Origin of the sequence: Aurantimonas sp. (assembly GCF_964217435.1) — a bacterium.
Lineage (GTDB): Bacteria > Pseudomonadota > Alphaproteobacteria > Rhizobiales > Rhizobiaceae > Aurantimonas > Aurantimonas coralicida.
This window is the reverse complement of sequence record NZ_CAXPJM010000020.1, coordinates 116,906-140,440: the sequence shown is the minus strand read 5'-3', so window position 1 is coordinate 140,440 and position 23,535 is coordinate 116,906. Positions and strand designations below refer to the sequence as shown.

At 69.5% G+C, this 23,535-nt stretch carries 19 protein-coding genes; 8 read left to right on the top strand and 11 right to left on the bottom strand.

Going from position 1 to position 23,535, the window contains the following annotated elements; translation table 11 throughout:
• Positions 1-8: 8 nt before the first annotated feature.
• Together mdoH and ACEQX1_RS09035 are read left to right on the top strand one after the other, a co-directional pair.
• Complete coding sequence (mdoH, locus tag ACEQX1_RS09040) at positions 9-1,802, top strand: glucans biosynthesis glucosyltransferase MdoH (RefSeq protein WP_277024637.1); 1,794 nt, start codon at positions 9-11, stop codon at positions 1,800-1,802.
• Positions 1,803-1,842: 40 nt separating this feature from the next.
• The gene (locus tag ACEQX1_RS09035) at positions 1,843-3,030 is read left to right on the top strand and encodes an OpgC family protein (RefSeq protein ID WP_370192410.1); all 1,188 of its coding nucleotides are present in this window, start codon (positions 1,843-1,845) and stop codon (positions 3,028-3,030) included.
• Positions 3,031-3,099: 69 nt separating this feature from the next.
• Here ACEQX1_RS09035 and ACEQX1_RS09030 read toward each other — a convergent pair whose 3' ends face one another.
• Positions 3,100-4,599, bottom strand: coding sequence for a CoA-acylating methylmalonate-semialdehyde dehydrogenase (locus ACEQX1_RS09030; RefSeq protein ID WP_370196746.1), 1,500 nt, complete (start codon positions 4,597-4,599; stop codon positions 3,100-3,102).
• A gap of 127 nt (positions 4,600-4,726) precedes the next feature.
• Between ACEQX1_RS09030 and ACEQX1_RS09025 the strand changes: the two genes are divergently transcribed.
• The 3 genes from ACEQX1_RS09025 to ACEQX1_RS09015 all read left to right on the top strand — a co-directional run bounded on the left by ACEQX1_RS09025 (position 4,727) and on the right by ACEQX1_RS09015 (position 8,794).
• Positions 4,727-5,614 (top strand): LysR family transcriptional regulator, encoded by an 888-nt coding sequence (locus tag ACEQX1_RS09025; RefSeq protein WP_370192408.1) that lies wholly within the window; start codon positions 4,727-4,729, stop codon positions 5,612-5,614.
• A gap of 177 nt (positions 5,615-5,791) precedes the next feature.
• Positions 5,792-6,205 (top strand): universal stress protein, encoded by a 414-nt coding sequence (locus ACEQX1_RS09020; protein WP_370192407.1) that lies wholly within the window; start codon positions 5,792-5,794, stop codon positions 6,203-6,205.
• 162 nt (positions 6,206-6,367) lie between these two features.
• Entirely contained in the window at positions 6,368-8,794 is a 2,427-nt protein-coding gene (locus tag ACEQX1_RS09015; protein ID WP_370192406.1) for an EAL domain-containing protein, read from the top strand.
• On the opposite strand, the gene cobT is transcribed toward ACEQX1_RS09015, so the two are convergent.
• Positions 8,791-9,807: a nicotinate-nucleotide--dimethylbenzimidazole phosphoribosyltransferase gene (cobT, locus tag ACEQX1_RS09010; RefSeq protein WP_024349427.1), complete on the bottom strand. Its 1,017-nt coding sequence runs from the start codon at positions 9,805-9,807 to the stop codon at positions 8,791-8,793. The genes ACEQX1_RS09015 and cobT overlap by 4 nt on opposite strands.
• Positions 9,808-9,915: 108 nt before the next feature.
• Here cobT and ACEQX1_RS09005 point away from each other — a divergent pair, with 108 nt between their 5' ends.
• Positions 9,916-10,692: an adenosylcobinamide-GDP ribazoletransferase gene (locus ACEQX1_RS09005; RefSeq protein WP_370192403.1), complete on the top strand. Its 777-nt coding sequence runs from the start codon at positions 9,916-9,918 to the stop codon at positions 10,690-10,692.
• 5 nt (positions 10,693-10,697) lie between these two features.
• Here ACEQX1_RS09005 and cbiB read toward each other — a convergent pair whose 3' ends face one another.
• Genes cbiB through ACEQX1_RS08990 form a run of 3 tightly spaced genes read right to left on the bottom strand, consistent with a single transcriptional unit; the run spans position 10,698 to position 14,013 of the window.
• Positions 10,698-11,687: an adenosylcobinamide-phosphate synthase CbiB gene (gene cbiB, locus ACEQX1_RS09000; protein ID WP_370192402.1), complete on the bottom strand. Its 990-nt coding sequence runs from the start codon at positions 11,685-11,687 to the stop codon at positions 10,698-10,700.
• Positions 11,684-12,718 carry a threonine-phosphate decarboxylase CobD gene (gene cobD, locus ACEQX1_RS08995; RefSeq protein ID WP_370192401.1) on the bottom strand — a complete coding sequence of 345 codons (1,035 nt, stop codon included), beginning with the start codon at positions 12,716-12,718 and terminating at the stop codon, positions 11,684-11,686. Before cobD ends, cbiB begins: the two co-directional genes overlap by 4 nt.
• Positions 12,718-14,013 (bottom strand): cobyrinate a,c-diamide synthase, encoded by a 1,296-nt coding sequence (locus ACEQX1_RS08990; protein WP_370192400.1) that lies wholly within the window; start codon positions 14,011-14,013, stop codon positions 12,718-12,720. Before ACEQX1_RS08990 ends, cobD begins: the two co-directional genes overlap by 1 nt.
• A 71-nt stretch (positions 14,014-14,084) precedes the next feature.
• Between ACEQX1_RS08990 and ACEQX1_RS08985 the strand changes: the two genes are divergently transcribed.
• Complete coding sequence (locus tag ACEQX1_RS08985; RefSeq protein WP_370196745.1) at positions 14,085-15,212, top strand: cobalt-precorrin-5B (C(1))-methyltransferase; 1,128 nt, start codon at positions 14,085-14,087, stop codon at positions 15,210-15,212.
• Positions 15,196-15,948, top strand: coding sequence for a cobalt-precorrin-6A reductase (locus tag ACEQX1_RS08980; RefSeq protein WP_370192399.1), 753 nt, complete (start codon positions 15,196-15,198; stop codon positions 15,946-15,948). Before ACEQX1_RS08985 ends, ACEQX1_RS08980 begins: the two co-directional genes overlap by 17 nt.
• Here the strand turns inward: ACEQX1_RS08980 and cobM are convergent.
• Genes cobM through ACEQX1_RS08950 form a run of 6 tightly spaced genes read right to left on the bottom strand, consistent with a single transcriptional unit; the run spans position 15,945 to position 23,321 of the window.
• Positions 15,945-16,724, bottom strand: a complete 780-nt coding sequence (gene cobM, locus ACEQX1_RS08975; protein WP_024349420.1) for a precorrin-4 C(11)-methyltransferase — start codon at positions 16,722-16,724, stop codon at positions 15,945-15,947. The genes ACEQX1_RS08980 and cobM overlap by 4 nt on opposite strands.
• A complete protein-coding gene (gene cobJ / locus ACEQX1_RS08970; protein ID WP_370196744.1) occupies positions 16,721-18,565 on the bottom strand; it encodes a precorrin-3B C(17)-methyltransferase in 1,845 nt (614 codons plus the stop codon). The genes cobM and cobJ overlap by 4 nt, the downstream gene beginning before the upstream one ends.
• A complete protein-coding gene (cobI, locus tag ACEQX1_RS08965) occupies positions 18,562-19,305 on the bottom strand; it encodes a precorrin-2 C(20)-methyltransferase (RefSeq protein WP_370194116.1) in 744 nt (247 codons plus the stop codon). The genes cobJ and cobI overlap by 4 nt, the downstream gene beginning before the upstream one ends.
• Complete coding sequence (gene cbiE / locus ACEQX1_RS08960) at positions 19,302-20,525, bottom strand: precorrin-6y C5,15-methyltransferase (decarboxylating) subunit CbiE (protein WP_370194117.1); 1,224 nt, start codon at positions 20,523-20,525, stop codon at positions 19,302-19,304. The genes cobI and cbiE overlap by 4 nt, the downstream gene beginning before the upstream one ends.
• 3 nt (positions 20,526-20,528) lie before the next feature.
• Entirely contained in the window at positions 20,529-22,091 is a 1,563-nt protein-coding gene (locus ACEQX1_RS08955) for a precorrin-8X methylmutase (RefSeq protein WP_370196743.1), read from the bottom strand.
• Between the two features lie 33 nt (positions 22,092-22,124).
• Positions 22,125-23,321 (bottom strand): sirohydrochlorin chelatase, encoded by a 1,197-nt coding sequence (locus tag ACEQX1_RS08950; protein ID WP_370196742.1) that lies wholly within the window; start codon positions 23,319-23,321, stop codon positions 22,125-22,127.
• Between the last annotated feature and the right edge of the window lie 214 nt (positions 23,322-23,535).

Below are 23,535 nucleotides of genomic sequence, written 5' to 3'. Positions count from 1 at the left end.
ACACCGCGTTGATCACGGCTCAGCGTCTTCTCTTCGCCCTGGCCTCCGTCGTGCTGGCGGCGATCGCAGCTTCGCTGTTCTTCATCGTCGTGACGGTGAACGGGGTGACCTATCTGCACATCGTGCAGATCAGCCTGCTCGTGCTGTGCTGCCTCTGGCTCGCCTGGGGCTTCAACATGGCGCTGGCCGGCATCATGTCGTCCGGCGCGCCGCCGCGCCGCCGGGCGCTGCCCGGCCATGTCAGCCGCACCGCCATCCTCGTCCCCGTCTACAACGAGGACGCCGAGGCGGTGCTGGCGCGCGTCGGTGCCATGTATGAGGGTCTGCGCAGCATCGGCGGGCTCGACGCCTTCGACTTCTACATCCTCAGCGATTCCACCCGGGCCGAGAACGTTGCCGCCGAACGGCGCGGCGTCGATATGCTGCTGTCAGAACTCGGGGCAGCCGGCCGGCTCTACTACCGCAACCGCGAGAAGAATGTCGGCCGCAAGGCCGGCAACATCGCCGACTTCGTCACCACCAGTGGCGGCGCCTACGACTACATGCTGGTGCTCGACGCCGACAGCCTGATGCGGCCGGAGACCATGGTGGAAATGGTCGCCCGGATGGATGGCGACCCCGAACTCGGCCTGTTGCAGACCCAGCCGCTGATCATCGGCCGGCGCACCCTGTTCGGCCGTGCCTTGCAGTTTTCCGCAGCCCTGTTCTCGCCGGTCTTTTCGCGCGGCATCGCGGTGCTGCAGGGCCGCGAGGGGCCGTTCTGGGGCCACAACGCCATCCTGCGCGTACGTGCCTTCGCGGCGTCCTGCGGCCTGCCCGACCTGCACGGCCGTCCGCCCTTCGGCGGCCATATCCTCAGTCACGATTCCGTCGAGGCGGCGCTTCTGGCGCGGGCCGGCTACAAGGTGCAGGTCGATCCGGACCTCGAAGGCTCCTACGAGGAAGCCCCGGCCAACATCATCGAATATGCCAAGCGCGACCGCCGCTGGTGCCAGGGCAATCTCCAGCACGGCAAGCTCCTCGCCGCGCCCGGGCTGAAGCTGTGGAGCCGCGTCTCGCTGGCCAGCGGGATCATGGCCTATGCCGCCTCGCCGATCTGGCTGATGTTCCTGATCGTCAGCCTGCTCGACCCGATCCTGGCACCGGAGCCGAACTATTTCCCGGCCGATTCCCTGTTCCCGGTGTTCCCGCGCCCCGAGACCGGCAAGGCGCTGCTCCTGCTCTTCGGCATCTTCGTGCTGCTGCTCCTGCCCAAGACGCTGATCGCGGTCGGCAGCGCCTTCACCGCCCGGCGCCGGCGGTTCGGCGGAACGCTTGCGGTCCTGGCCGGCGCGACGGCGGAACTGGTGATGACCAGCATCCTCGCCCCGGTGATGATGATGTTCCAGTCGAAGGCCGTGGCCGAGATCCTGATCGGCGCCGATGCCGGCTGGCCGTCGACCGAGCGCGCTGACGGCAGCCTGCCGCTCGACGCTGCCTTCAAGGCGAGCTGGTGGATGGTGCTGGCCGGCGGCCTCGTGCTGTTCGCCACGATCAACTACGCCCCGAACCTCGTCCTGTGGACCCTGCCGATCGCGCTGCCCCTCGTTGCGGCGCCGGTCCTGATCAGCGCCACCGGCAACCCGGCGCTGGGCGACTGGGTGCGTCGCCAGCGCCTGTTCGAGACCCCCTTCGAGTCCGATCCCGAGCCGGTGATCCGCAGCTATGCCCTCTGGCAGGAGCGACTGGCCCGTCTTTCGGCCGGTGCCGACCTTGAGAAAGCCACAGTGTCGGTGGCACCGGTTCTGCCCGATCCCGCATGAGGCTGCCCCCGAGACGATGACCGCTGTCACCCGTACTGCCTTGAAGTCACCCCGCGATTACCGGGTGGACTTCTGGCGCGGCATCGCGCTCGCGATGATCTTCGTCAACCACATCCCCGGCAATGTCTGGGAGAACTTCACCTCCCGCAATTTCGGCTTCTCGGACGCGGCCGAACTGTTCGTCTTCCTGGCGGGCTTCGCCTCAGCCTATGCCTATGCCCCGCTGTTCCTGGCGGGCGAGCGGGTCGCCGCGACGCTGAAGGCGTGGCGCCGGGCGGGCGTGCTCTACCTCGTCCACATCACCCTGACCGTGGCCGCCATCGGCATCTTCTCATGGGCCGCGCTGGCGCTCGGCTATGGCGACATGATGCGCACGATCGGGCTGCGCTCCTTCATCACCATGCCGATGGAAACGATGATCGGCGTTGCCGGCCTCGGCCACCAGCTCGGCTATGTGAACATCCTGCCGATGTATTGCGTGCTCCTGCTGATGCTGCCGCTGCATCTGGCTCTGGCGCAGATCAGCCGCGGCGCGATGCTCGCCGGCGCCATCCTGATGTGGATCGTCGCCTATGTCTGGGCGATCGACGTGCCGGCCTTCCCGCTGCCGGGTGGCTGGTTCTTCAACCCATTCTCCTGGCAGCTGATCTTCGCCGTCGGTCTCTATTGCGGCCTGAACCGCCGCGAGACGGGCGTCGCCGTGCCCTATCGGCCATGGCTCTATGCGCTGGCGCTCGCCTATGCGCTGCTGGCCTTCCTGACCATCCGCTTCGGCCTGTGGTGGATCTGGGGCCAGAGCCCGCTGCCGGTGCTGATCACCGGCTTCGACAAGACCTATGTCAGCCTCACCCGGCTGCTGCATGTGATGGCGATCTGCTACCTCTTCGCCAATGCCGCGGCGACCTCGCCCTTCGCCAACATCTCGCGCGACAACATCTTCACCATGCTGGGTCGGCATTCGCTGCCGGTCTTTGCCGTCGGTACCGTTCTGTCGCTGTGCGGCCAGGTGCTGAAGCATGGTTCGGAACCGTCGATCTGGTTCGACACGCCGATGGTGCTGGCCGGTCTCGCGATCCTCTTCGGCCTCGCGCGCTATCTCGACTGGTGGCGCGTTGCCCAGAAGGTCACGGTGCGCAGCAGCGAGGCGGCCGCCGAGAGCGCACGCGGCGCCATGGCCACGCCGGACGAGCCGCTGACGCCGATCCTCAAGACCCGCCGCCCGGTCTGACAGTCTTTCCCCGCATGCGAAAACGGGCGCCGATGGCGCCCGTTCTGCATTCTGTCGTCTGTGTCCGTCCTACCGCATGACCGGCATGGCGAACTCGGCACCGTCCTTGATGCCCGACGGCCAGCGGCTCGTGACCGTCTTGGTGCGGGTGTAGAAGCGGAAGGCGTCCGGGCCGTGCTGGTTGAGGTCGCCGAAGCCCGAGGCCTTCCAGCCGCCGAAGGTGTAATAGGCCAGCGGCACGGGGATCGGCACGTTGACGCCGACCATGCCGATATTGATGCGGCTGGCGAAGTCGCGGGCGGCGTCGCCGTCACGGGTGTAGATCGAGACGCCATTGCCGTATTCGTGGCTCATCGGCAGGTCGATCGCTTCCTCGTAGTCCTTGGCGCGCACCACCGACAGGACCGGACCGAAGATCTCGGTCTTGTAGATGTCCATGTCCTTGGTGACGTTGTCGAACAGGCAGGCGCCGACGAAGAAGCCATTCTCGTAGCCCTGCATCTTGAAGCCGCGGCCGTCGACGGCGAGCTTGGCGCCCTCTTCGACACCCCTGTCGATCAGGCCCAGCACGCGCTTTTGCGCCTCGCGGGTGACCAGCGGTCCCATGTCGACGTCGTCGCCGGCCGTATAGGGCGCGATCTTCAGCGCCTCGACCCGCGGGATCAGCTTCTCCATCAGGCGGTCGGCGGTCTCCTTGCCGACCGGAACGGCCACGGACACCGCCATGCAGCGCTCGCCGGCCGCGCCGTAGCCGGCGCCGATCAGGGCGTCCGCCGCCTTGTCGATGTCGGCGTCCGGCATGATGATCATGTGGTTCTTGGCGCCGCCGAAGCACTGGACGCGCTTGCCGTTCGCGCAACCGCGCGAATAGATGTACTGGGCGATCGGCGTCGAGCCGACTAAGCCGATGGCCTGGATGTCCGGATCGTCGAGGATCGCGTCCACCACGCCCTTGTCGCCGTTGACGACATTGAGAATGCCTTCGGGCAGGCCGGCCTCGATCATCAGCTCGGCCAGCATGATCGGCACCGACGGGTCGCGCTCGGACGGCTTCAGGATGAAGGCATTTCCGGCGGCGATCGCCGGAGCGAACTTCCACATCGGAATCATCGCCGGGAAGTTGAACGGCGTGATGCCGGCCACCACGCCCAGCGCCTGACGGATCGAATAGAGATCGATGCCGGGGCCTGCGCCTTCGGAGAACTCGCCCTTCAGGAGATGCGGCGCGCCGATGCAGAACTCGGCGACCTCGAGGCCGCGCTGCACGTCGCCCTTGGCGTCGGGGATGGTCTTGCCGTGCTCGCGCGACAGCACCTCGGCCAGCTTGTCCATGTCGCGGTTCAGAAGCTCGACAAACTTCATCATCACGCGGGCGCGGCGCTGCGGGTTGGTCGCCGCCCAGGCCGGCTGGGCCGCCTTGGCATTCGCGACCGCCGCGGTCAGCTCATCGGCGCTCGCCAGCGCGACCTGAGCCTGGACCTCGCCGGTGGCCGGATTGAAGACGTCGGCCGTGCGGCCGCTCGTGCCGGCGACGCGCTTGCCGCCGATGAAATGTCCGATCTGTTCCATCCGGTTTCCTCCTGTTGCGGGTGTTGCCCTCAGTCTTCGCGCAGGCTGCGGCGAAAGCCAATCCTTCGCTTTGCGCATCCGTTGTGCGTAAATTGAAGTCCTTTGCGGAGATTGAAGGGGAACGGACGTGAACTGGGACGATGTCAGGCTGTTTCTCGCGGTGGCACGGGCCGGACAGATCCTGGCGGCCGCGCGGCGCCTGGAACTCAATCACGCGACCGTCGGCCGGCGGCTGACGGCGCTTGAAACGGCACTCGGCGCCCGGCTTCTCGACCGGCGCCCGAATGGCTGCGAGCTGACGCCCACCGGTCGCGACTTCCTTGAACAGGCCGAGCGCATGGAAGCAGCCATGCTGGCGGCGCGTGCCGATATCGGCGCGACCGAACTGGCGCTTTCCGGCACCGTGCGGGTGGGAACGCCCGACGGTTTCGGCACCGCATTCCTCGCCCCCCGCCTCTGGCGGCTGACCGAACGCCACCCTGACCTCACCGTCCAGCTCGTGCCGGTGCCCCGCGCCTTCTCGATCTCACGCCGCGAAGCCGACATCGCGATCACCGTCGCCCGTCCCGAGGCAGGGCGGCTGGTCGCCGGAAAGCTCACCGACTATGCGCTGGGGATCTATGCCTCGCGTGGCTACATCGCCGCCCATGGCGCCCCGGCCTCGCTTGCCGAGCTGGGTCGGCACCGTCTCGTCGGCGCGGTCGAGGACCTCCTCTACAGCCCGAGGCTCGCCTACCACACCGACATCGTCGCCCACTGGCCGGCACATTACGAGGTATCGAGTGCGATCGGCCAGACCGAGGCGGTAGCGGCCGGCGCCGGGATCGGCATCCTGCACGGCTTCATGGCCGCCGATCGCCCCCAGCTCGCGCGCATCCTGCCAGCGGAAACCATCTACCGCAGCTACTGGCTGGTCTATCACGAGAGCGTCCGCGACATCCGCCGGATCGCCGCCGTCGCCGACTTCATCCGCGACTGCGTGAGCGCCGAGCGTGCGGTCTTCGCCGCCGGCTGATCGAAGTCTCCATCGCCGCGGGTTCGACGCGAGAGCCGAGGGTCTTATGTGGTCCTGAACCAGCGGACATACGTCCGGGTCAACGCGAGCATCCGGACGGACGCTTGATCGCCGTCAATCCTTCGACCGCCGCGCCATGCGCATATCGGTCGGAGCCCGAACGCCAAGGAGACCGCCATGTATGCCAGGATCATGATCCCCGTGGACCTCACCCATGCCGACAAGCTCGACAAGGCGCTCAAGACGGCCGCCGGTCTCGCCAGCCTCTACAATATCCCCGTGCACTATGTCGGCGTGACCTCCAACGCGCCGTCCGGCGTCGCCCATACGCCGGAGGAATATACCGCGAAGCTGGAAGCCTTCGCGGCGGGCCAGGCCCGCGACCACGGCCTCGAGCAGACGTCGAAGGCCTATGTCCGCCACGATCCGAGCGTCGAGCTGGGTCGGACCCTTCTGGACGCGGTCGACGAATGCGGCGCGGACCTCGTGGTGATGGCGTCGCATGTCCCGGGGCTGCCGGACCATCTCTTCGCTTCCCATGGCGGCTATCTGGCCTCGCACACCACCGCATCCGTCTTCGTGGTGCGCTGACCGGAGCGGCCCCGGCGCCGGCCATCGCGCCTGACCACCTGTCATTACTGTCAATTTTACATTTCCTTCACGGAAGGGAGGGCAAAGTCCGGTCGTCTTAGTTTCAGCGTCGCGATCGGTTTGCCGATCCAAACGGCCGGATATTCGGCGACAGGTGTTTCCTTGGCCGCATTTGGGCAGAACTTTCTCGTCGACCATTCCCTTGGTTTCGTCGCGACGGCACTCGTCGTCTGCGCCATCATGGCCGCGATCGTCCTGACCGTTCTCGACCGCGCCAGCTCGGTCGAAGGCGGCCGGCGCTACAAATGGATGGCGGTCAGCGCCGCGGTCGCCGGCCTCGGCGTCTGGACGACCCATTTCGTGGCGATGCTCGGCTTCCGGCCCGACGTCATTCTCGGCTACGATCCCATGGTCACGATCGTGTCGGTGTTCGTCGGCATCCTGTTCGTCGGCCTGCCCCTGGCAGCAACCGTCCTGGTGCATTCCCGGGCCGCCCGGATGGCGCTCGGCGCGATCGCCGGCCTCGGTGTCGGCGCCATGCACTTCACCGGCATGAGCGCGTTGCAGGGGTGCCTCGCCGCCTACGATCCACTGGTCACGCTGATCTCGCTCTTCGCCGGCGCCGGGTTCTTCGCCGCGGCGATGTCGATGCCGCCCCGTGGGAAGCAGCGCCTCGCCGTCGCCACGCTAATGGTGCTGGGCGTCTGCTTCCTGCATTTCATCGCGATTGCGGGCCTGACCCTCAGCGCCGCCCCGGCCGCCGAGGTCTGGATCGTCGAACCGGTGACGCTGTCGGCCTTCGTCGCCCTCGCCGCGCTGATGATCTTCATCACCGCCTTCATCCTGGCCGTGAACGGCGAGAAGCTGGACGCCTCGTCGCGGGCGGCCGCTGCCGACGCGGCGGAGCATCTGCGCGTCCTGTCGGCGGCGCTCCAGAACATGTCGAACGGCCTCGTCATGGTCGGCCCGGACGGGATCATCACCCTGCACAACGAGCGCGCCTACGAGCTGCTCGGCATCGGCCCGAACGAATTGCGCTCAGGGCTGGCCCTGTCGTCCTTCCTCGACAATTTCGGCCACAAGGCGGGCTGGGACGCGGCACGGATCGACCGGGTGATCGACAATCACACCGTCTGGATGCGCCGCTCCACCATCACCCGGGTCGAACACCATCTCGCCGACGGCCGGGTCATCGGTGTCGCCTGCTGCCCGATGGCCGACGGCGGCGCGATCCTGACCTATGACGACATGACCGAGGCCCGGCAGGTCCAGGCCACGATCACGCACATGGCCTATCACGACGCGCTGACCGGACTGCCGAACCGTCGCAGCTTCCAGGACGAGCTGAAGGCGCGCTTCGATTCGGCCAAGCCGACCACCATCGTGATGATCGACCTCGATCGGTTCAAGGCGGTGAACGACACGCTCGGCCATCCGGTCGGCGACGCGCTGCTCATCCAGGTCGCGGACCGGCTGCGGGCCTGCTGCGATCCGAACGATCTGATCTTCCGCCTCGGCGGCGACGAGCTGGCGATCCTGCCGGGCGACGACGAACACAGCGATACGCTGGCCCGCCGCGTGGTCGAGGGCTTCGAGCGCCCCTTCACGGCCGACAAGCACCGCATCAGCATCGGCTGCAGCGTCGGCCTCGCCACGGCCGACGACGTGGACGACCCGGACCTGGTCGTCCGTCAGGCGGACTTGGCCCTCTACAAGGCCAAGAAGAACGGCCGCAACCGCATCGAGCGCTACGAAAGCGGCATGATGGAGGATGCGGTCAAGCGCCGGGACCTGGAAATGGACATGGTCCGGGCGTTGAAGGAGGGCCAGTTCTCGCTGAATTATCAGCCGCTGTTCAACCTGCCGACGCGCGAACTCGTCGGCTTCGAAGCACTGATCCGCTGGACCCATCCGACCCTCGGCCTGATCTCGCCCGTCGACTTCATCCCCTTGGCCGAGGAGACCGGGCTGATCACCGAGATCGGCGAATGGGTGTTGAACGAAGCCTGCCGCGAGGCCAGCCGCTGGCCCGGCGAACTCTACGTGTCCGTCAACGTCTCCCCGGTCCAGCTGCACAAGACCGACATGCTGCGGCAGGTGACGAGGGCGCTGGCCGAGCACGGCCTGACGGCGCAACGCCTGGAGCTGGAGCTGACCGAAACGGCCATGGTCGACGACGGCCGCCGGATCAACGCGACCCTGACCGCCCTGCGCAGCCTCGGGGTGCGCATCGCGATGGACGATTTCGGCACCGGCTATTCGTCGCTGGCGCATCTGCGCGAATTCGATCTCGACCGGATCAAGATCGACCGCAGCTTCATCGATTCCGCGCCCGACGACATCAGTTCGCTGGCGGTGCTGCGGGCCGTCACCATGATGGCCAAGGACCTGTCGATCGCCACCACCGGCGAAGGCGTGGAAAGCGAGGAGCAGCTGGCCCGCCTGCTCGACCTCGGCTGCGGAACGGCCCAGGGCTATCTCCTCGGCCGCCCCATGACGGCCGAGGCCGCCCGGGCTCTCATGCAAACCAGTGACGCCATGCAGCAGGCCGTCGCCGGGATCGCACCCGGCGAGCTGGCGCGGGCCTAGACCCGGTTCGAGACCGCCGCCTGTTCGAAGGTCGCCATGCCGGAATGACATTCGGCCGCCGCCTTGACGATGCCGGCGGCGAGCGCCGCCCCGGTACCCTCGCCGAGCCGCATGCCGAGGGCGAGCAGCGGCACCTTGTTCATCGTCTCCAGCGCCCGGATATGGCCCGGCTCGGCCGAGACATGGCCGAACAGGCAATGATCGAGGGCCTGCGGGTCCATTGCGTGGAGCACCGCCGCCGCCGCCGTCGAGACGAACCCGTCGACGATCACCGGCACCTTCTGCATGCGCGCGGCAAGGATCGCGCCGGCCATCGCCGCGATCTCGCGTCCGCCGAGGCGCCGCAGCACCTCCAGCGGATCCGACAGATGCCCCGCGTGGCAGGCCAGGGCCCGGGCCACGACCTCGGCCTTCTTTTCCACCCCGGCCGAATCCTGTCCCGCGCCCGGGCCGACCCAGTCGCGCGGTTCGCCGCCGAACAGCGCCGTGAAGATCGCCGCCGCGACGGTGGTGTTGCCGATGCCCATCTCGCCGATGCACAGGAGGTCGGGCTCTCCGGCCAGCACCTCCATGCCGAAGGCCATGGTGGCGGCGCAGGTGCGCTCGTCCATCGCCGCCTCTTCGGTGATGTCCTTCGTCGGCACTTCCAGCGCCAGGTCGAAGACCTTCAGGCCGAGATCATAGGCCGCGCAGATCTGGTTGATCGCCGCGCCGCCGGCCGCGAAGTTCGACACCATCTGTGCCGTCACCTCGGGCGGAAAGGGTGAGACTCCCTGCCGGGTGACGCCGTGATTTCCGGCAAAGACCGCGACCAGCGGGCGCCGCACGGCCGGCTGGCGCCCCTGCCAGGCGGCCAGCCACTCCGACAGTTCCTCCATGCGGCCGAGGGCGCCGGCCGGCTTGGTCAATTGCGCCTCGCGCTCGCGCTTGGCGTTCACCGCGGCCACGTCGGGGCCGGGCATGCGGCGCACCAGATCGCGAATGTCGTCGAAGGGCAGTCCGGTGGTGGACATGGAGCGAATCCTCTAGGTTCCGGAACGTTGACGGCGCGCGGCGCCGCTCGGGAATGGAAAGCGTTGCGGCCGCAATGGCGCAGCCGCGCGCGGGGAGCAAGGGCCGCCATGGAGCGATATGTCGCCGCGACGCTGCGCAGCCTCGCTTTCCTCACCCGCATGCCGCCGGTCCCATGGGCCTTCACCGGCCATCATCCCCTCGGCGACGACACGCACGCCTTTCCGGTGGCGGGCGTCATCGCCGCGCTGCCGGCTGCTCTGGTTCTGATGCTTGCCGCCGCGCTCGGCCTGTCGCCGCTGGTCGCCGCGACGCTTGCCGTCGCCGCGCTGGTGTTCACCACCGGCGCCCTGCACGAGGACGGGCTGGGCGACGTCGCCGACGGGCTCGGCGGCCATCACGAGCGCGAACGCGCGCTGGCGATCATGAAAGACAGCCGGGTCGGCAGCTATGGCGCGCTGGCTCTCGTCCTGTCGGTTGTCCTGCGCATCGCTCTCGTCGTCGAACTCGCGAGCACCTACGGAGCCCCCAGCGCCGCGCTTGCGCTGCTCGCCGTCGCGGCGGCCAGTCGCGGCGCCATGGCCTGGCTGTGGTCGTCGCTCGTCTCGGCCGATCCCGGCGGCCTCGCCGACCGCGTCGGCCGCCCCGACACCCGCACCGGTCGGCTGTCGCTCGTGATTGGCACGATCCTCTATCTCGCCGGCGGTCTCTTCGCCTGCGGCATCGGGACGACACTGGCCGGCTACGCCTTCGGGGCGCTGACCCTTTTCGGCTTCCGTCGTTTCATCATGCGCCGGCTCGGCGGCCAGACCGGCGATTGCCTCGGTGCCGCGCAGCAGCTCGTCGAGCTGGCAGCGCTGACGGGCCTTGTCATCTCCATCGGCTGAGACGCTCACAGGCCGAGGGTCCAGGCTGCGAGCGCGAGGATCGCCGCGATCGACAGGAGAAGATTGGCCATCCCGCCGAACAGGCCGATCGCCGCCGCGATGTCCGCGACTTTCGCGGCGCGCCGTCCCGCCGCATTGAGCATCGGCGCATCGACCACGAGCTCGCCGTAGCGCCGCGGGCCGCCCAGCGACAGATCGAGGGCGGCCGCAACCGCCGCCTCTGGCCAGCCGGCATTGGGCGAGCGGTGCCGCGGCGCGTCACGCCGGGCAATCGCCATGACTGATCCGATAAGAGACAGGCGGCGGGCGCGAAACGCAGCGGCGAGGGCGAAGAGCAGCGCCGTGAGCCGCGCCGCCGGCCAGTTCATGGCGTCATCGAGCTTGGCCGAGGCGAAGCCGAAGGCGCGGTAGCGGGCATTCATATGGCCGATCATCGAATCGGCGGTGTTGACCGCCTTGTAGGCCAGCAGCCCCGGCAGGCCGAAGACCAGATACCAGAGGAACGGTGCCACCACCCCGTCCGAGGCGTTTTCGGCAAGACTCTCGATCGCCGCCCGGCAGACGCCGGCTTCGTCCAGCGCATCGGGGTCGCGGCCGACGATCATCGCCACCGCTCGACGGCCCCCGGCCAGCCCTTCACCCTCCAGCGCGTCGGCGACGGCGCGCACATGGTCGACGAGGCTCTTCTGGGCGAGAAACACCGCCAGGACGAGGATCTCCAGCGCCCAGCCGAGCGGTCCCGCCATGGCGAAGACACGCGATAGGACGAGGCCGATCGCGGCCGCTCCGCCGACGAGGATCGCAGCGGCGACAAAGCCGTTCCGTCGCCGGCGGGCCTGGGAATAGCCCTCGCGGTTGAGCCTCGCATCCAGCGCATCGACGGCCTTGCCGAACAGCACCACCGGATGCGGCAGACGGCGCCAGAGCCAATCCGGGTCGCCCACCAGCCGGTCCAGCCCCGTCCCGGCAAGAAGCAGGGCGAAATGCAGGCTCATGGCGCGCCGTCGATTTCGGCGAGCGCCGCGCGCAACGCCGCTTCAAGACGCGCGGCCTCTGCCCCATCCGCAGGATTGCCGAATCGCAGCCAGTCGCCGGGCGTCTGGAACGGACGTGTGAGAATGCGGCGCCGACAGAGTGCAGCAAAGAGATCGTGGGCGCGCGGATGCGCGACGGTGGCGAACAGCCCCGTGCCGCCCACCAGCGGCAGGCCAACGGCGCCGAGCGTGGCCCTCAGGAACCGTTGCTGCCGCAGGATGCCGGCCCGCGTCTCCGCTACGAGAGCGTCATCGCCCAGCAGCGCCGCGCCGATGGCAAGCGCCGGCCCGGAGACCGCCCAGGTGCCGAGCCTCTCGCCGAGCTGCGCGGCCAGGGCCGGCGTCGTCAGTGCAAAACCGAGGCGCAGCCCCGCCAGACCGAAGAACTTGCCGAAGGAGCGATAGACCAGCAGCCCGTCGCGCCCCGTGCAGGGCGCGAGCGAGCGGGCCCCATCGACATCGGCAAAGGCTTCGTCGACGATCAGAAGGCCGTCCCGCGCCGCCAGCCGATCGGCGAGGGCGAGCAGTTCCGCCGGCTCGAAGACGCGGCCATCGGGATTGTTCGGGTTGACGACCACCACAATCCGCGCCTCGGCCGACACCGCCTCCAGTTGCGCGAAACGGCTGACCCGGTGGCCAGCGGCGGCGAAGGTCAGGGCGTGCTCGGAATAGGTCGGCGCGAGGATCGCGACATCCGTCGGCGCGAAGAGATGCGGAAGCGCCGCAATCAGCGCCTGCGTTCCGGGCGCGGCGACGATGCCGGCCCTGTCGGGCGCGCCGTAGCAACGTCGCGCCGCCGCCAGCGCGGCGTGCTCGAGCCCGGCCTCGGGCAGCCGCTGCCAGAGCGTCGGATCGAGTTCCGGCAGGCAAGGCGGTGACGGATTAATGCCGGTCGACAGGTCGAGCCAGTCGGCCCGCGCGCCGCCATGGCGTGCGATCGCCGCATCCAGTGCCCCGCCATGCTGGAGCGCTTTGGGATCGGGCGACGCCATCACGCCTCCGCGTCGATGAGATGGAGGAAGGAGCCGAAGACGCTTCCCCGCCGCAGGCCGTAATCGCCCAGTGCCGCGCCGCGCGCATCCTCGGCGGTGAACAGCGGGTCGCCCGGCCTTTCCGAGACGATGGCCGTGTAGTGAAACTCATGCGCCCGCAGCGCCCCGGCCCAGGGACCCGGGCCGCACGGCGTCAGGCGCCGATAGCCGAGATGCAGCCGACGCTCGCAAAAGCTCGTGCGCAGCGGCAAGAGGCCGAGCATCGGATGAGTGTCGCCCTCCGCATCGGTCAGCGCCTCGCCGAGCACCATATAGCCGCCGCATTCGCCATAGATCGCAACGCCCCTCGCCGCCGCGGCCAGCATGGCTGCCTTGAAGCGGCTGGCCCCGGCGATCTGCCCGGCATGGAGCTCCGGATAGCCGCCCGGCAGATAGATCGCGTCGGCGCGGTCGTCGGGCGCCTCGTCGGCCAGCGGCGAGAAGAAGGACAGTTCGGCCCCGGCCCGGCGCCAACCATCCATGAGATGCGGATAGGCAAAGGCGAAGGCCGCGTCGCGGGCGATCGCGATGTGGTGGCCGAGCGGGGCGAGCGGTGGCGCCGGAGGATGGTTGCGCTCGGGATCCCCGCCGCCGGCCAGAGCGGCAAGGGCCGGCACGTCGCAACCGGTTTCGATCCAGTCGGCGGCACGGTCGAGGAAGGCATCGAGATCGGCGTGCTCGCCGGCCTGCACCAGCCCCAGATGGCGCTCGGGCAGGGCAAGATCGCCCCGTCTTGGCAGCACCCCCAGCACCGGAATGCCAAGCGGTGTCAGCGCCTCGGTGAGCAGCGCGGCATGACGCGGCGAGCCGACACGGTTGAGGATCAGGCCCGCGATCCGGGTATCCTCGCGATGGCTGGCGAAGCCCCGGACCAGCGCGGCCACCGAATGGGACTGGCGGGCGCAATCGACGACCAGCATGATCTTCAGGCCAAGCCCTGCGGCGAGATCGGCGGCCGAACCGCTGCCATCGGCCGCGCCATCGAACAGGCCCATCATCGCCTCGACGACGAGGCCACCCGTCGCGCGAGCCTCTGCCGCCAGCCCTTCAAGCAGCGCCGGCCGCATCGCCCACGGGTCGAGATTGACGCAGGGCGCGCCGCTGGCGGCGGCATGGAAGGCGGGGTCGATATAGTCCGGCCCGGCCTTGGCCGATCCGACCGCGATGCCCCGGCGCCGCAGTGCCCGCAGGAGCCCGAGGGTCACGCTGGTCTTGCCGGCGCCCGAATGGGGCGCGGCGATCATCAGTCCGCTCATCGCCCGGCCTCCGGCCCTGCATCGGCAACCGGACGCTTTCCGCCGGCCGCCGCCCCGCCTATAAGGCGCCGATGGGCTTCAATCTCGGCGACGACAGGACGGACGGGTCCCGCGACAAGGGCGAAAGCCTGCGCCGCGGCTGGACCACGGGCGCCTGCGCCACTGCAGCCACCAAGGCGGCCCTCACCGCGCTTCTGACCGGCGACTTCCCTGATCCGGTGACGATCACCCTGCCCAAGGGCGAGACGCCGGCCTTCGCGCTGAACCGCGCCGAACGGACCGGCGACAACGCCATGGCGGCGATCATCAAGGATGCGGGCGACGATCCCGACGTCACCCATCTCGCCGAGATCATAGCCACCCTCTCCTTCGCCGCGCCCGGCTCCGGCATCGTCTTTCGCGCCGGGCCCGGCGTCGGCACCGTGACCCGCGAAGGACTGCCCATCGCCGTCGGCGAAGCGGCGATCAATCCGGTGCCGCGGCAGATGATGCGTGACGTCGTTACGGCGCTCTGCGGCGAACACGGCCGCTCGTCGGATGTCGAGATCACCCTGTCGGTCACCGATGGCGAGGTGCTGGCGGCCAGGACCTGGAACCCGCGCCTCGGCATTCTCGGGGGCCTGTCGATCCTCGGCACGACCGGGATCGTCCACCCATTCTCCTGCTCGGCCTGGATCCACTCCATCCATCGCGGCATCGACGTGGCGCGGGCGGCCGGGCTCGACCATGTCGTCGGCGCCACCGGCTCGGCCAGCGAGGACGCCGCGCGGGCGTTGCATCCGGAGCTGCCGGAGATCGCCTATCTCGACATGGGTGATTTTGCCGGCGGGCTGCTCAAATATCTGCGCGCCCATCCGGTGCCCCGCGTCACCATCGCCGGCGGCTTCGCCAAGCTGACCAAGCTGGCCCAAGGCGCAATGGACCTGCATTCCGGCCGCAGCCAGGTGGACTTCGCCTTCCTCGCCGACCTGGCCGAGACGATCGCGCCCGGGCGCGGTGCCACGCTGCGCGAGACGATCCTCGGCGCCAACACGGCCAAGGCCGTGCTCGATCTGTGCGCAGGCGAGAACATCGATCTTGCGAACGCCATTGCCGTGCGGGCGCAGGGCAGCGCCGCCGCCATCCTGCGCGGCGCCCCCGTCACGCCGCACATCATCGTGGTCGACCGGGCCGGAGGCGTGGTTGCCCGCACCGGCTGAGACGATCCTGATCCTTGGCGGCACCGCGGAGGCGAACGCGCTGGTAAGCCGGCTCTGCGCGAGCGAGCCCGCGCCGCGGATCGTCCTGTCGCTCGCCGGCCGCACGGCCAGGCCGATCCTGCCTGCGGGCTGCGAGATCCGCATCGGCGGCTTCGGCGGCGCCGAGGGGCTTGCGGCCTTCCTGCGGGAGGCGGGCGCAAGCTGGCTGGTGGATGCCACCCATCCCTTCGCCGCCGGCATCTCGCGCAACGCCGCCAGGGCCGCAGCGCTTGCCGACGTCCAGCGGATCGCGTTCGTCCGCCCGGCCTGGGACAAGCAGGCGGACGACACCTGGATCGACGCCGATTGCCTTGGCTCTGCGCGGGACGCCCTGCCCGTCGGCGCAAGGCCGTTCCTTGCGCTGGGGCGGCAGCATCTCGCGCCCTTCGCCCATCGGCCGGACCTGACGCCCGTCGTGCGGATGATCGATCCGCCGGAGCCGCCATTGGCGTTTGCCGCCGAGATCGTCCTCGGCCGGCCATCCTCAGACGCAGAGACCGAAGCCGCGCTGCTGCGCCGGCTCGGCGTCACGCATCTCGTCTGCCGCAATTCCGGTGGCGCGACGTCATACGCCAAGGTCGAGGCGGCCCGCCGGTTGGGCCTGCCGGTGGTGATGATCGCGCGGCCCCCGGCCCCGCCGCCGCCGCTGGCCGGCTCGCTCGACGCGGTTCTCGCGCTCCTCGGCATCGCCGCCTAGACCGCGGCCTGCTTGCGCCTCGGCCGCAGCACATGGACATGGCCGGCGTCGTAGAGCTTGGAATCGATGAAGTCCTCGGCGCCCAGCGCCCGGCCGACGAAGATCAGTGCGGTGCGGGTCAGCTTGGCCTCGCGCGCCTTGCGGTGAATGTCGCCCAGCGTGCCGTGGATGAACGCCTCGTCGGGCCAGCCGACGCGATAGGCGATCACCGCCGGGCAATCCTCGCCATAGGCCGGCAGCGGCAGAAGCTCGCGCTGGATATGGGGGATATTGCGCACCGAAAGATGGATCGCCAGCGTCGCGCCGCTCTGGCCGAGCGTCGACAGTTCCTCGCCTTCCGGCATCTTCGACGATTTCATCGCCGTGCGAGTCAGGATCACCGTCTGGCAGATTTCCGGAACCGTGAGCTCCGTCTGCAGCGCCGCCGCCGCGGCGGCGAAGGCCGGCACGCCGGGGGTGATGTCGAAGGGAATGTCGAGCGCCTTCAGGCGGCGGATCTGCTCGGCGATGGCGCCGTAGAGCGACGGGTCGCCGGAATGCACCCGGGCCACGTCCTCGCCGCGTTCATGCGCCGCCGCCATCTCGTCGACGATCTCGTCCAGCGTCATCGGCGCCGTGTCGAGCACCTTCGCCCCCTCGGGTGCGGCCTTGACCACCGCCTCGGGCACCAGCGAGCCGGCATAGAGGCAGACCGGGCAGGATTCGATCAGGCGCAGGCCGCGCACGGTGATCAGGTCGGGCGCGCCGGGTCCGGCGCCGATGAAATGGACGGTCATGCCGCGTTGTCCTTTCGAGGGCTCTCCGCCATGCCGGTGCCGGCCTTCCCGGCATAGCCGCGGGGCGTATAGACCCATTCCCGCCCGTCGCCGGTGGCCACGGTGCGCGTGTCGGACGAGCCGACGATCACCACGGTCAGCATGTCGACATCGTCGACGTCGAGGGCGCTCAGCGGCACGACACGCAGGCGTTCGCCCGTGCGGCCGAGATTGGTGGCGAGGATCACCGGTGTGTCGGCGGGGCGATGCTTCAGCAGTTCGTCGCGGGCGAAGGCGAGCTGAGTGCGGCGCTTGCGCGAGACGGGATTGTAGAAGGCGATGACGAAGTCGCCCTCGCCCGCCGCGCGCACCCGTCGCTGGATGTCGTCCCAGGGCGTCAGCAGGTCGGACAGGGAGATGGTGCAGAAATCGTGGCCGAGCGGTGCCCCGGCGCGGGCCGCGGCGCCCTGCAACGCCGAGATGCCCGGCGAACATTCGATGGCGATGCGCCTGGCATCGGCCGACACGCCGTCCTTGTCGAGGAGCTCGAAGACCAATGTCGCCATGGCGTAGATGCCGGCATCGCCCGAGCAGACCAGCGCGACGTCGCGGCCCTTGCCGGCCAGTTCCATGGCGTGGCGCACCCGCGCCTCCTCCATACCGAGGTCGAAATCGTGACGCGTCTTGCCGTCGGCCAGCGGACCGAGCAGGTCGAGATAGAGCGAATAGCCGATGAGATCGCTGGCCGCGGCGACCATGTCGCTGACCTCCGGCGAGCGCCATTCGGCGCCGCCCGGGCCGATGCCGACCACCGAGAGCCTGCCCCGCGCCCGGCCGATGCGGCCTGCGTCCAGCGGTCGAGGCGCCTCGGCGAGCGCGGCGGTGACCCTGCGGCTCTTGCGCTTGGCGAGCCGCAGGCACCCGTCGGTGCCGACGGATGCCAGCGCCGCACCCTCGGCGACGCCGTGGCAGCCGGTCTCGGCAAAGACGATGTCCGAGGGCGTGGCAAGACGCGGCGCTTCGGCCTCCAGCTCGGCGGCTGCAAAGAACCGCGCCGGCACGCCGAAATGCGCAGCTACCGCATGAACCGCCGGCTCGTCCGCCTTCAGGTCGATGGAGGCGATGGCGGCCAGCGCCAGCGGGCTGACGCCGGCTTCGGCAAGCGTCGCCTCGGCCAGCGCGATCGCCTCCTCGGCCGGCGCATGGCGCTCGCTGCCGATGCCGAGAACGAGGCTCTGCGGCCGGTAGAGCAGTTCACCGGCATTCGGTTCCCCTGCTTCCATGCTGGCGCGCAGGCGTACCGCGCCGTCCAAGGCGAAGGGAATCCGCGAGGTGGTCAGCCAGTCGGCGGCGGGCGCGGCCTCGCCCTCCAGCCTGGCATGGGCGCCGGAGACGAGCGCCGCCATGGCCGGCTTGGCATCCTGCGGGTTGTCCAGACGCCAGCCGGCCGGCGGCGCATCGAGCGCGACGCCGAAGCGCAGGTCGCCGGCGGTGGTGACGGCGGCGACGCCGCCGAGTTCGGCTGCGATCGCTCGAGCCAGATCGTTGGCACCGTGATGACCGCCGAGCAGCGGCACGGCGGCCGAGCCGTCCTCGGCGACGGCAACGACGGGCGGCTCGGCGGATTTATCCGACAGCAGCGGCGCAAGGATGCGGATCAGCGCCCCCGCCGCCATCAACGCGACGATCGGCCGGCCCTCCCGGAACAGCGCCTGCAGATGCGGACCGGCGACCTCGAAACGAACGGGCGCGTCAAGGCAGCGGCCGGCGGCACCGTGGATCTCGCCGCCGAGATGCGTCGCAAGACGATCCGCGAGCGGCCGGGCTGCGTCGGACAGAATGATGATGGCCGGGTTCGTCATTGCGCGGTCTCCCGGCGCTGGATGACCGCGTCCCGAATGCCGGGCTCGGCACCGCGATAGCCGAGGATCATCGAGAAATAGGGGGCGTCGCCGGTCACGTCGGCCAGCGGCATGATGCGCTCCTCGGGCAGGGTCACGCGCTCGCAATATGCGCAGGCGTCGGTCAGGTCCATCGCGCCGAGCAGCGCCTTCACGCGGCCGAAATGCCGCCCGAGCTTCATGATGGCAAAGGCCTCGGACGCTTCGATCCGCTGGCGCAGGGCATCGTCGTCGAGGGGCCCCGGGATCACCGTCAGGATGTCGTTGCGGGCGGCCAGCGGGCGGCGCGAGGCGGCGGTGGCGGCCATCACCGAGGAGACGCCGGGCACGATCTCGACCGGAAAGCGGCGCGACAGGCGCTCGAACAGATACATGAAGGAGCCGTAGAAGAACGGATCGCCCTCGCAGAACACCGCCACGTCCTGGCCGGCGGCCAGCCGGTCGCCGATCCTTGCCGCGGCCTCGTCGTAGATGGCGGCGGCGGGAAAGCGCTCGGTGCGCATCGGCACGACGATGGCGATCTCTTCCTGCGCGCCGGTCAGATAGCCGTCGACGATGGCGCGGGCAAAGCTCGTGCCGTGGTCCGGCGCGGGATAGGCGATCACCGGCGCGGCCTTCAGGATGCGCAGCGCCTTCAGCGTCAGGAGTTCCGGATCGCCCGGCCCGACGCCGAGCCCGTAGAGGGTACCGGGCGCGCTCACGGGCGGTCGCTCTTGGTCACATGCCAGTGGATGACCGGCATGGCCGGCCGGAAGCCGCGATAGGGCCCGACCTTTTCGGCCCGGTCGACCTGGATGCGCATCAGCTCGCCGCCGAGCCGCGCATGCAGGTCGAGGAGGATCGCTTCGGATTCCAGCGTGACAGCGTGGGCGACCATCCGCCCGCCGGGCTTCAGCGCTTCCCAGGCGGCGTCGAACACGCCGTCGGTCAGGCCGCCGCCGATGAAGATCGCGTCCGGGGCCGGCAGATCAGCGTAGGCGTCCGGGGCGGTCCCCTCGACGATGCGGAGTTCCGGCACACCCAGCGCGTCCGCATTCTCGCGGATCATGGCCAGACGCTCGGCGACCGGCTCGATGGCGATTACCGCCATGCCCGGCGCCGTGCGCAGCCATTCCACCGAGATCGAGCCCGAGCCGGCGCCGACATCCCACAGGAGATGGCCCGGCAGCGGCTGCAAGGCCGAGATGGCGAGGCCGCGCAGGACCCGTTTGGTCATCTTGCCGTCATTGACGAAGGCGTCGTCGGCAAGCCCCGGCACCAGCGGCCGCGGTTCGGCGGCCCGGCCCGCGACGCATTCCACCGCGACGGTGTTGAGGTCGGCGATGCCCGTCAGCTCGAAATCGGCCGCGACCGTCGCGCGGATGCGCTCGCGGGTGCCGCCCAGATGCTCGCAGACGACGATCCGGCTGGGCCCGTAGCCGCGCCCGGTGAGCAGCCGCGCAAGAGCCTGCGGCGAGCTCCCGTCGGCCGAATAGATCAGCAGCCGGGCGTCCGGCGCCAGATGCCGCGACACCGTCTCGAGCGGGCGCCCGTGCACGGTCAGGCACTGGCAGTCGGCCAGCGGCCAGCAAAGCGCGGCGGCGGTCAACTGGAACGCGGAGGGTGACGGCAGCACCCGCATTTCGGCTGGGTCGACATGACGCGTCAGCGTCGCGCCGACGCCGAACCACATCGGATCGCCGGTCGCCAGCACCACGGTCGGCGAGCCGGCACAGGCCTGCAGCGCGATCATGGAATCGCCGAAGGGCTTTTCCCAGGTGATCTGCTGGGCGCTGAAATCGTCCAGCATCGCCAGATGGCGCTCGCCGCCGAAGATCGTCTTGGCGGCACGCAGCGCGTCCAGCGCTTCCGACGACAGCGAGTCGAGCCCGCCATCGCCGATTCCCACCACCGTCAGCCAGGGCTGGGCCGCGTCGGTCATGGCCTATTCGAGCCCCTGTGCCCGCGCGTTGACCGCGGCGGCCGCCATGGCGCTGCCGCCGCGCCGGCCGGTCAGGGTCACGAAGGGAATGCCGCGCGGGTCGCGCACCAGCTCGGCCTTGGATTCGGCTGCGCCGACGAAGCCGACCGGCAGGCCGACGATCAGCGCCGGCCGTGCCGCGCCCTCGTCGATGCGCTCCAGCAGGCGGAACAGCGCCGTCGGCGCGTTGCCGATGGCGACGATGGCGCCGTCCATGACGTCGTTCCACAGATCGACCTGGGCCGCCGACCGGGTCGTGCTCTCGCGCTCGGCAATGCGGCGCGTGCGCGGATCGTTCAGCCGGCAAACGATCTTGTTCTGCTGGCGCAGCCGCGACGAGATGATGCCGTGGGAGACCATTTCGGCGTCACAGAGGATCGGCGCGCCCCGGTCGAGCGCCGCGCGTCCGGCCTCGATCGCGTCCTCGGACAGGACGAGGTCGGAGACGATGTCGGGCATGCCGCAGGCATGAATCAGCCGAATGGCGAGGTCGTGGGCGTTTTCCGGCAGGTTCGACAGGTCGGTCTCGGCGCGGATCTGCCGGAAGCTCTCGGCATAGATCGCGGCGGGATCGCGCAGATAGTTGAGCCGCGAGCCCGGCGCGACATAGGCGTCCGGCTCCTCGGCCGCCGTCTCGGCCAGCCGGTGGCCAAGGCCGGCGATCCAGCCTTCCTCGGTCAGGACGCTGCCGCGCTCGGCCTCGGAGAGGTCGGTCGGCGCCGCCAGGAGCTCGCCGAAGCGGCCCTCGGCGTCGAAGCGGGCGAAGATGTCCGCCAGCCCTTCCACCTGCGCCTCGTCGAGACAGGATTTCTCCCCCTTCTCGATCGCCGCGAGGCTCGGATAGATCTCGGCGAGCACAATCGGCGCGCCGAGATCGTCGGCAAAGCGCGTCTCGAAGGGCCAGACCGACACGTGCTCGGCAAATTCAGGATCGCGGCGCAGATGCTCGAGCCGGGCAATGCCGGTGATCGCCTGGCTGCCGACGCTGCCGGCGAAGGCCAGCTTCCAGACCGGCTGGGCCTTGGCGGTGCGCTGCTCGGCGAGGCGCTTTTCGGGCAACGCCGTCGGATAGGGCTCGGGCCGCGCAACCGGCAGGCCCGGCACTTCCTGGTGCATCGGACGGCCCCAGTACATCGGCGCGAAGGCCAGCGCCTCGCGGTTCAGCCGGCCGGTGACCTCGAAGCGGTTGGAGAAATTGTCGTCGCGGTCCTGCATCGCCTCGGCGAGGAAATGCCACAGGGCGCGCCAGTCCGGCGTCCCGGCGATCGCCGCGGCCGCCCCGGCGGGATAGCCGAAGGGGAAGTCGAAACCGGCGAAGACGCGCTTGTTCTCGGCCAGCGAGTCCCGGAAGAACTGCCGCAGCATCGCCATCGCCGCCGAGCGAGTCGACGGGTTGGCGGTTTCCAGGAGCCGCGTCTCGGCACCCTCGCGCTCGGCAAAGGCGATCCAGATGGAATCCTTGCCGGTGGTCGGCGTGTTCGATGCGGACCAGTCGACGATCGCGTAGCGGTCGAACAGCGGCGTCATCCGATCCTCGTGAAGCTGGAGTGCGGCACCCCGTCAGCCCTTGCGCATGGAGCGCGGGCCGAGCGGGTGGTCGGCATGGGGATAGGGGTGGTGATGGTGGTCGGCACCGCCATGACCATGCGAATGGCCGTGACCGTGCCCGTGAGCATGATCGTGCGCCGCGTGGTGATGGTGGCCGTGGGAATCGGCGTGGGAATGGTCATGCCCATGGCCGTGCCCGTGATCGGCGGCTGTTTTATGGTCATGCGCGTGGACATGGCCATGATCGTGGCCGTGGGCATGCCCTGCCCCCGAAGCTGCCGCTGCGGCCGTCCGGCAGGCCCCGGTACAGACCGTGTCGCAGAGCGTGCAGTCGGCCGACGAGCCGACGCCCTCGACGTGATGGTGATGGCTCTCCTGCGCCAGGCCCACTTCCGCCTCGAAGCCCAGCACCTGCTCGCGGTACTTGCACATCTGGCAGTTCATGTTGTTGGTGCCCTTGAGGATCTCGCCGAGGCGGTCGACGAAGGTCTCCACCACCAGATCATGGGCGCCGAGATAGGATGCCTTGAGGAAGCGGATCTCGGGATGGGCGGCGGCGACGATGTCGGTCTGGTCGTAGATCCGCCGCACCAGGACGCCGGTGAACAGGAAATACGGGAAGACGACGATGCGGCTGTAGCCGAGGCGGCTGGCATGTTCGAGGCCCGGCTCGACCAGCGGGAAGGTGACGCCCGAATAAACCGTCTCGCCCCATCCGAAGCCGAGGCCCTCCCACAGCATCCGCATGACCTTGGCGACGTTGGAATTGGCGTCGGGGTCCGAGGCGCCGCGGCCGACCACCACCAGCATGGTGTCGTGCAGCGGCTCGCCATCCTGCCAGCCATCGGCGCGCAGGCATTCCTTGATGCGCTCGCCGGCGGCGCGGATCATCTTCAGATCGACGCCCAGCTCGCGGCCATATTCGATGCGCAGGCCATTGGCCGCGGCATAGGTGTTGAGGACGGAAGGGATGTCGTTCTTGGCGTGGCCGGCGGCAAACAGCATGCCCGGCAGCGCCAGCACCGTCTCGGCGCCCGATGCCTTCAGTTTGTCGAGGCCGTCGCGGATGACGGGCTTGGCAAATTCCAGATAGCCGTGCTCGACCGACCAGTCGGGCAGCCGGGTGCGCAGCTTCTCGGCGAGGCCGCCGAACTCGATCATGGCGCCCTGGTCGCGGCTGCCATGGCCGCACAGCATCAAAGCCTTCATCGCCCCCGTTCCTCTCATCTCGAAGCCGGAGGAGCCGCGGCGGCCGGAGCCGGTCTGCGGTTCGGTCCGACAGCTCCGTCTTGGCCCCCTGCTTGGGTCGGCCGCACCGGAATGATTTCAGCCCGTCACGCGGGCACCGTCAGTTCAAGCCATGGCCTAGACCGCAAGCCGCCCCGCCGTCAAACGAAGTGTTCGCGAGCCCGGCCGAAGGGCC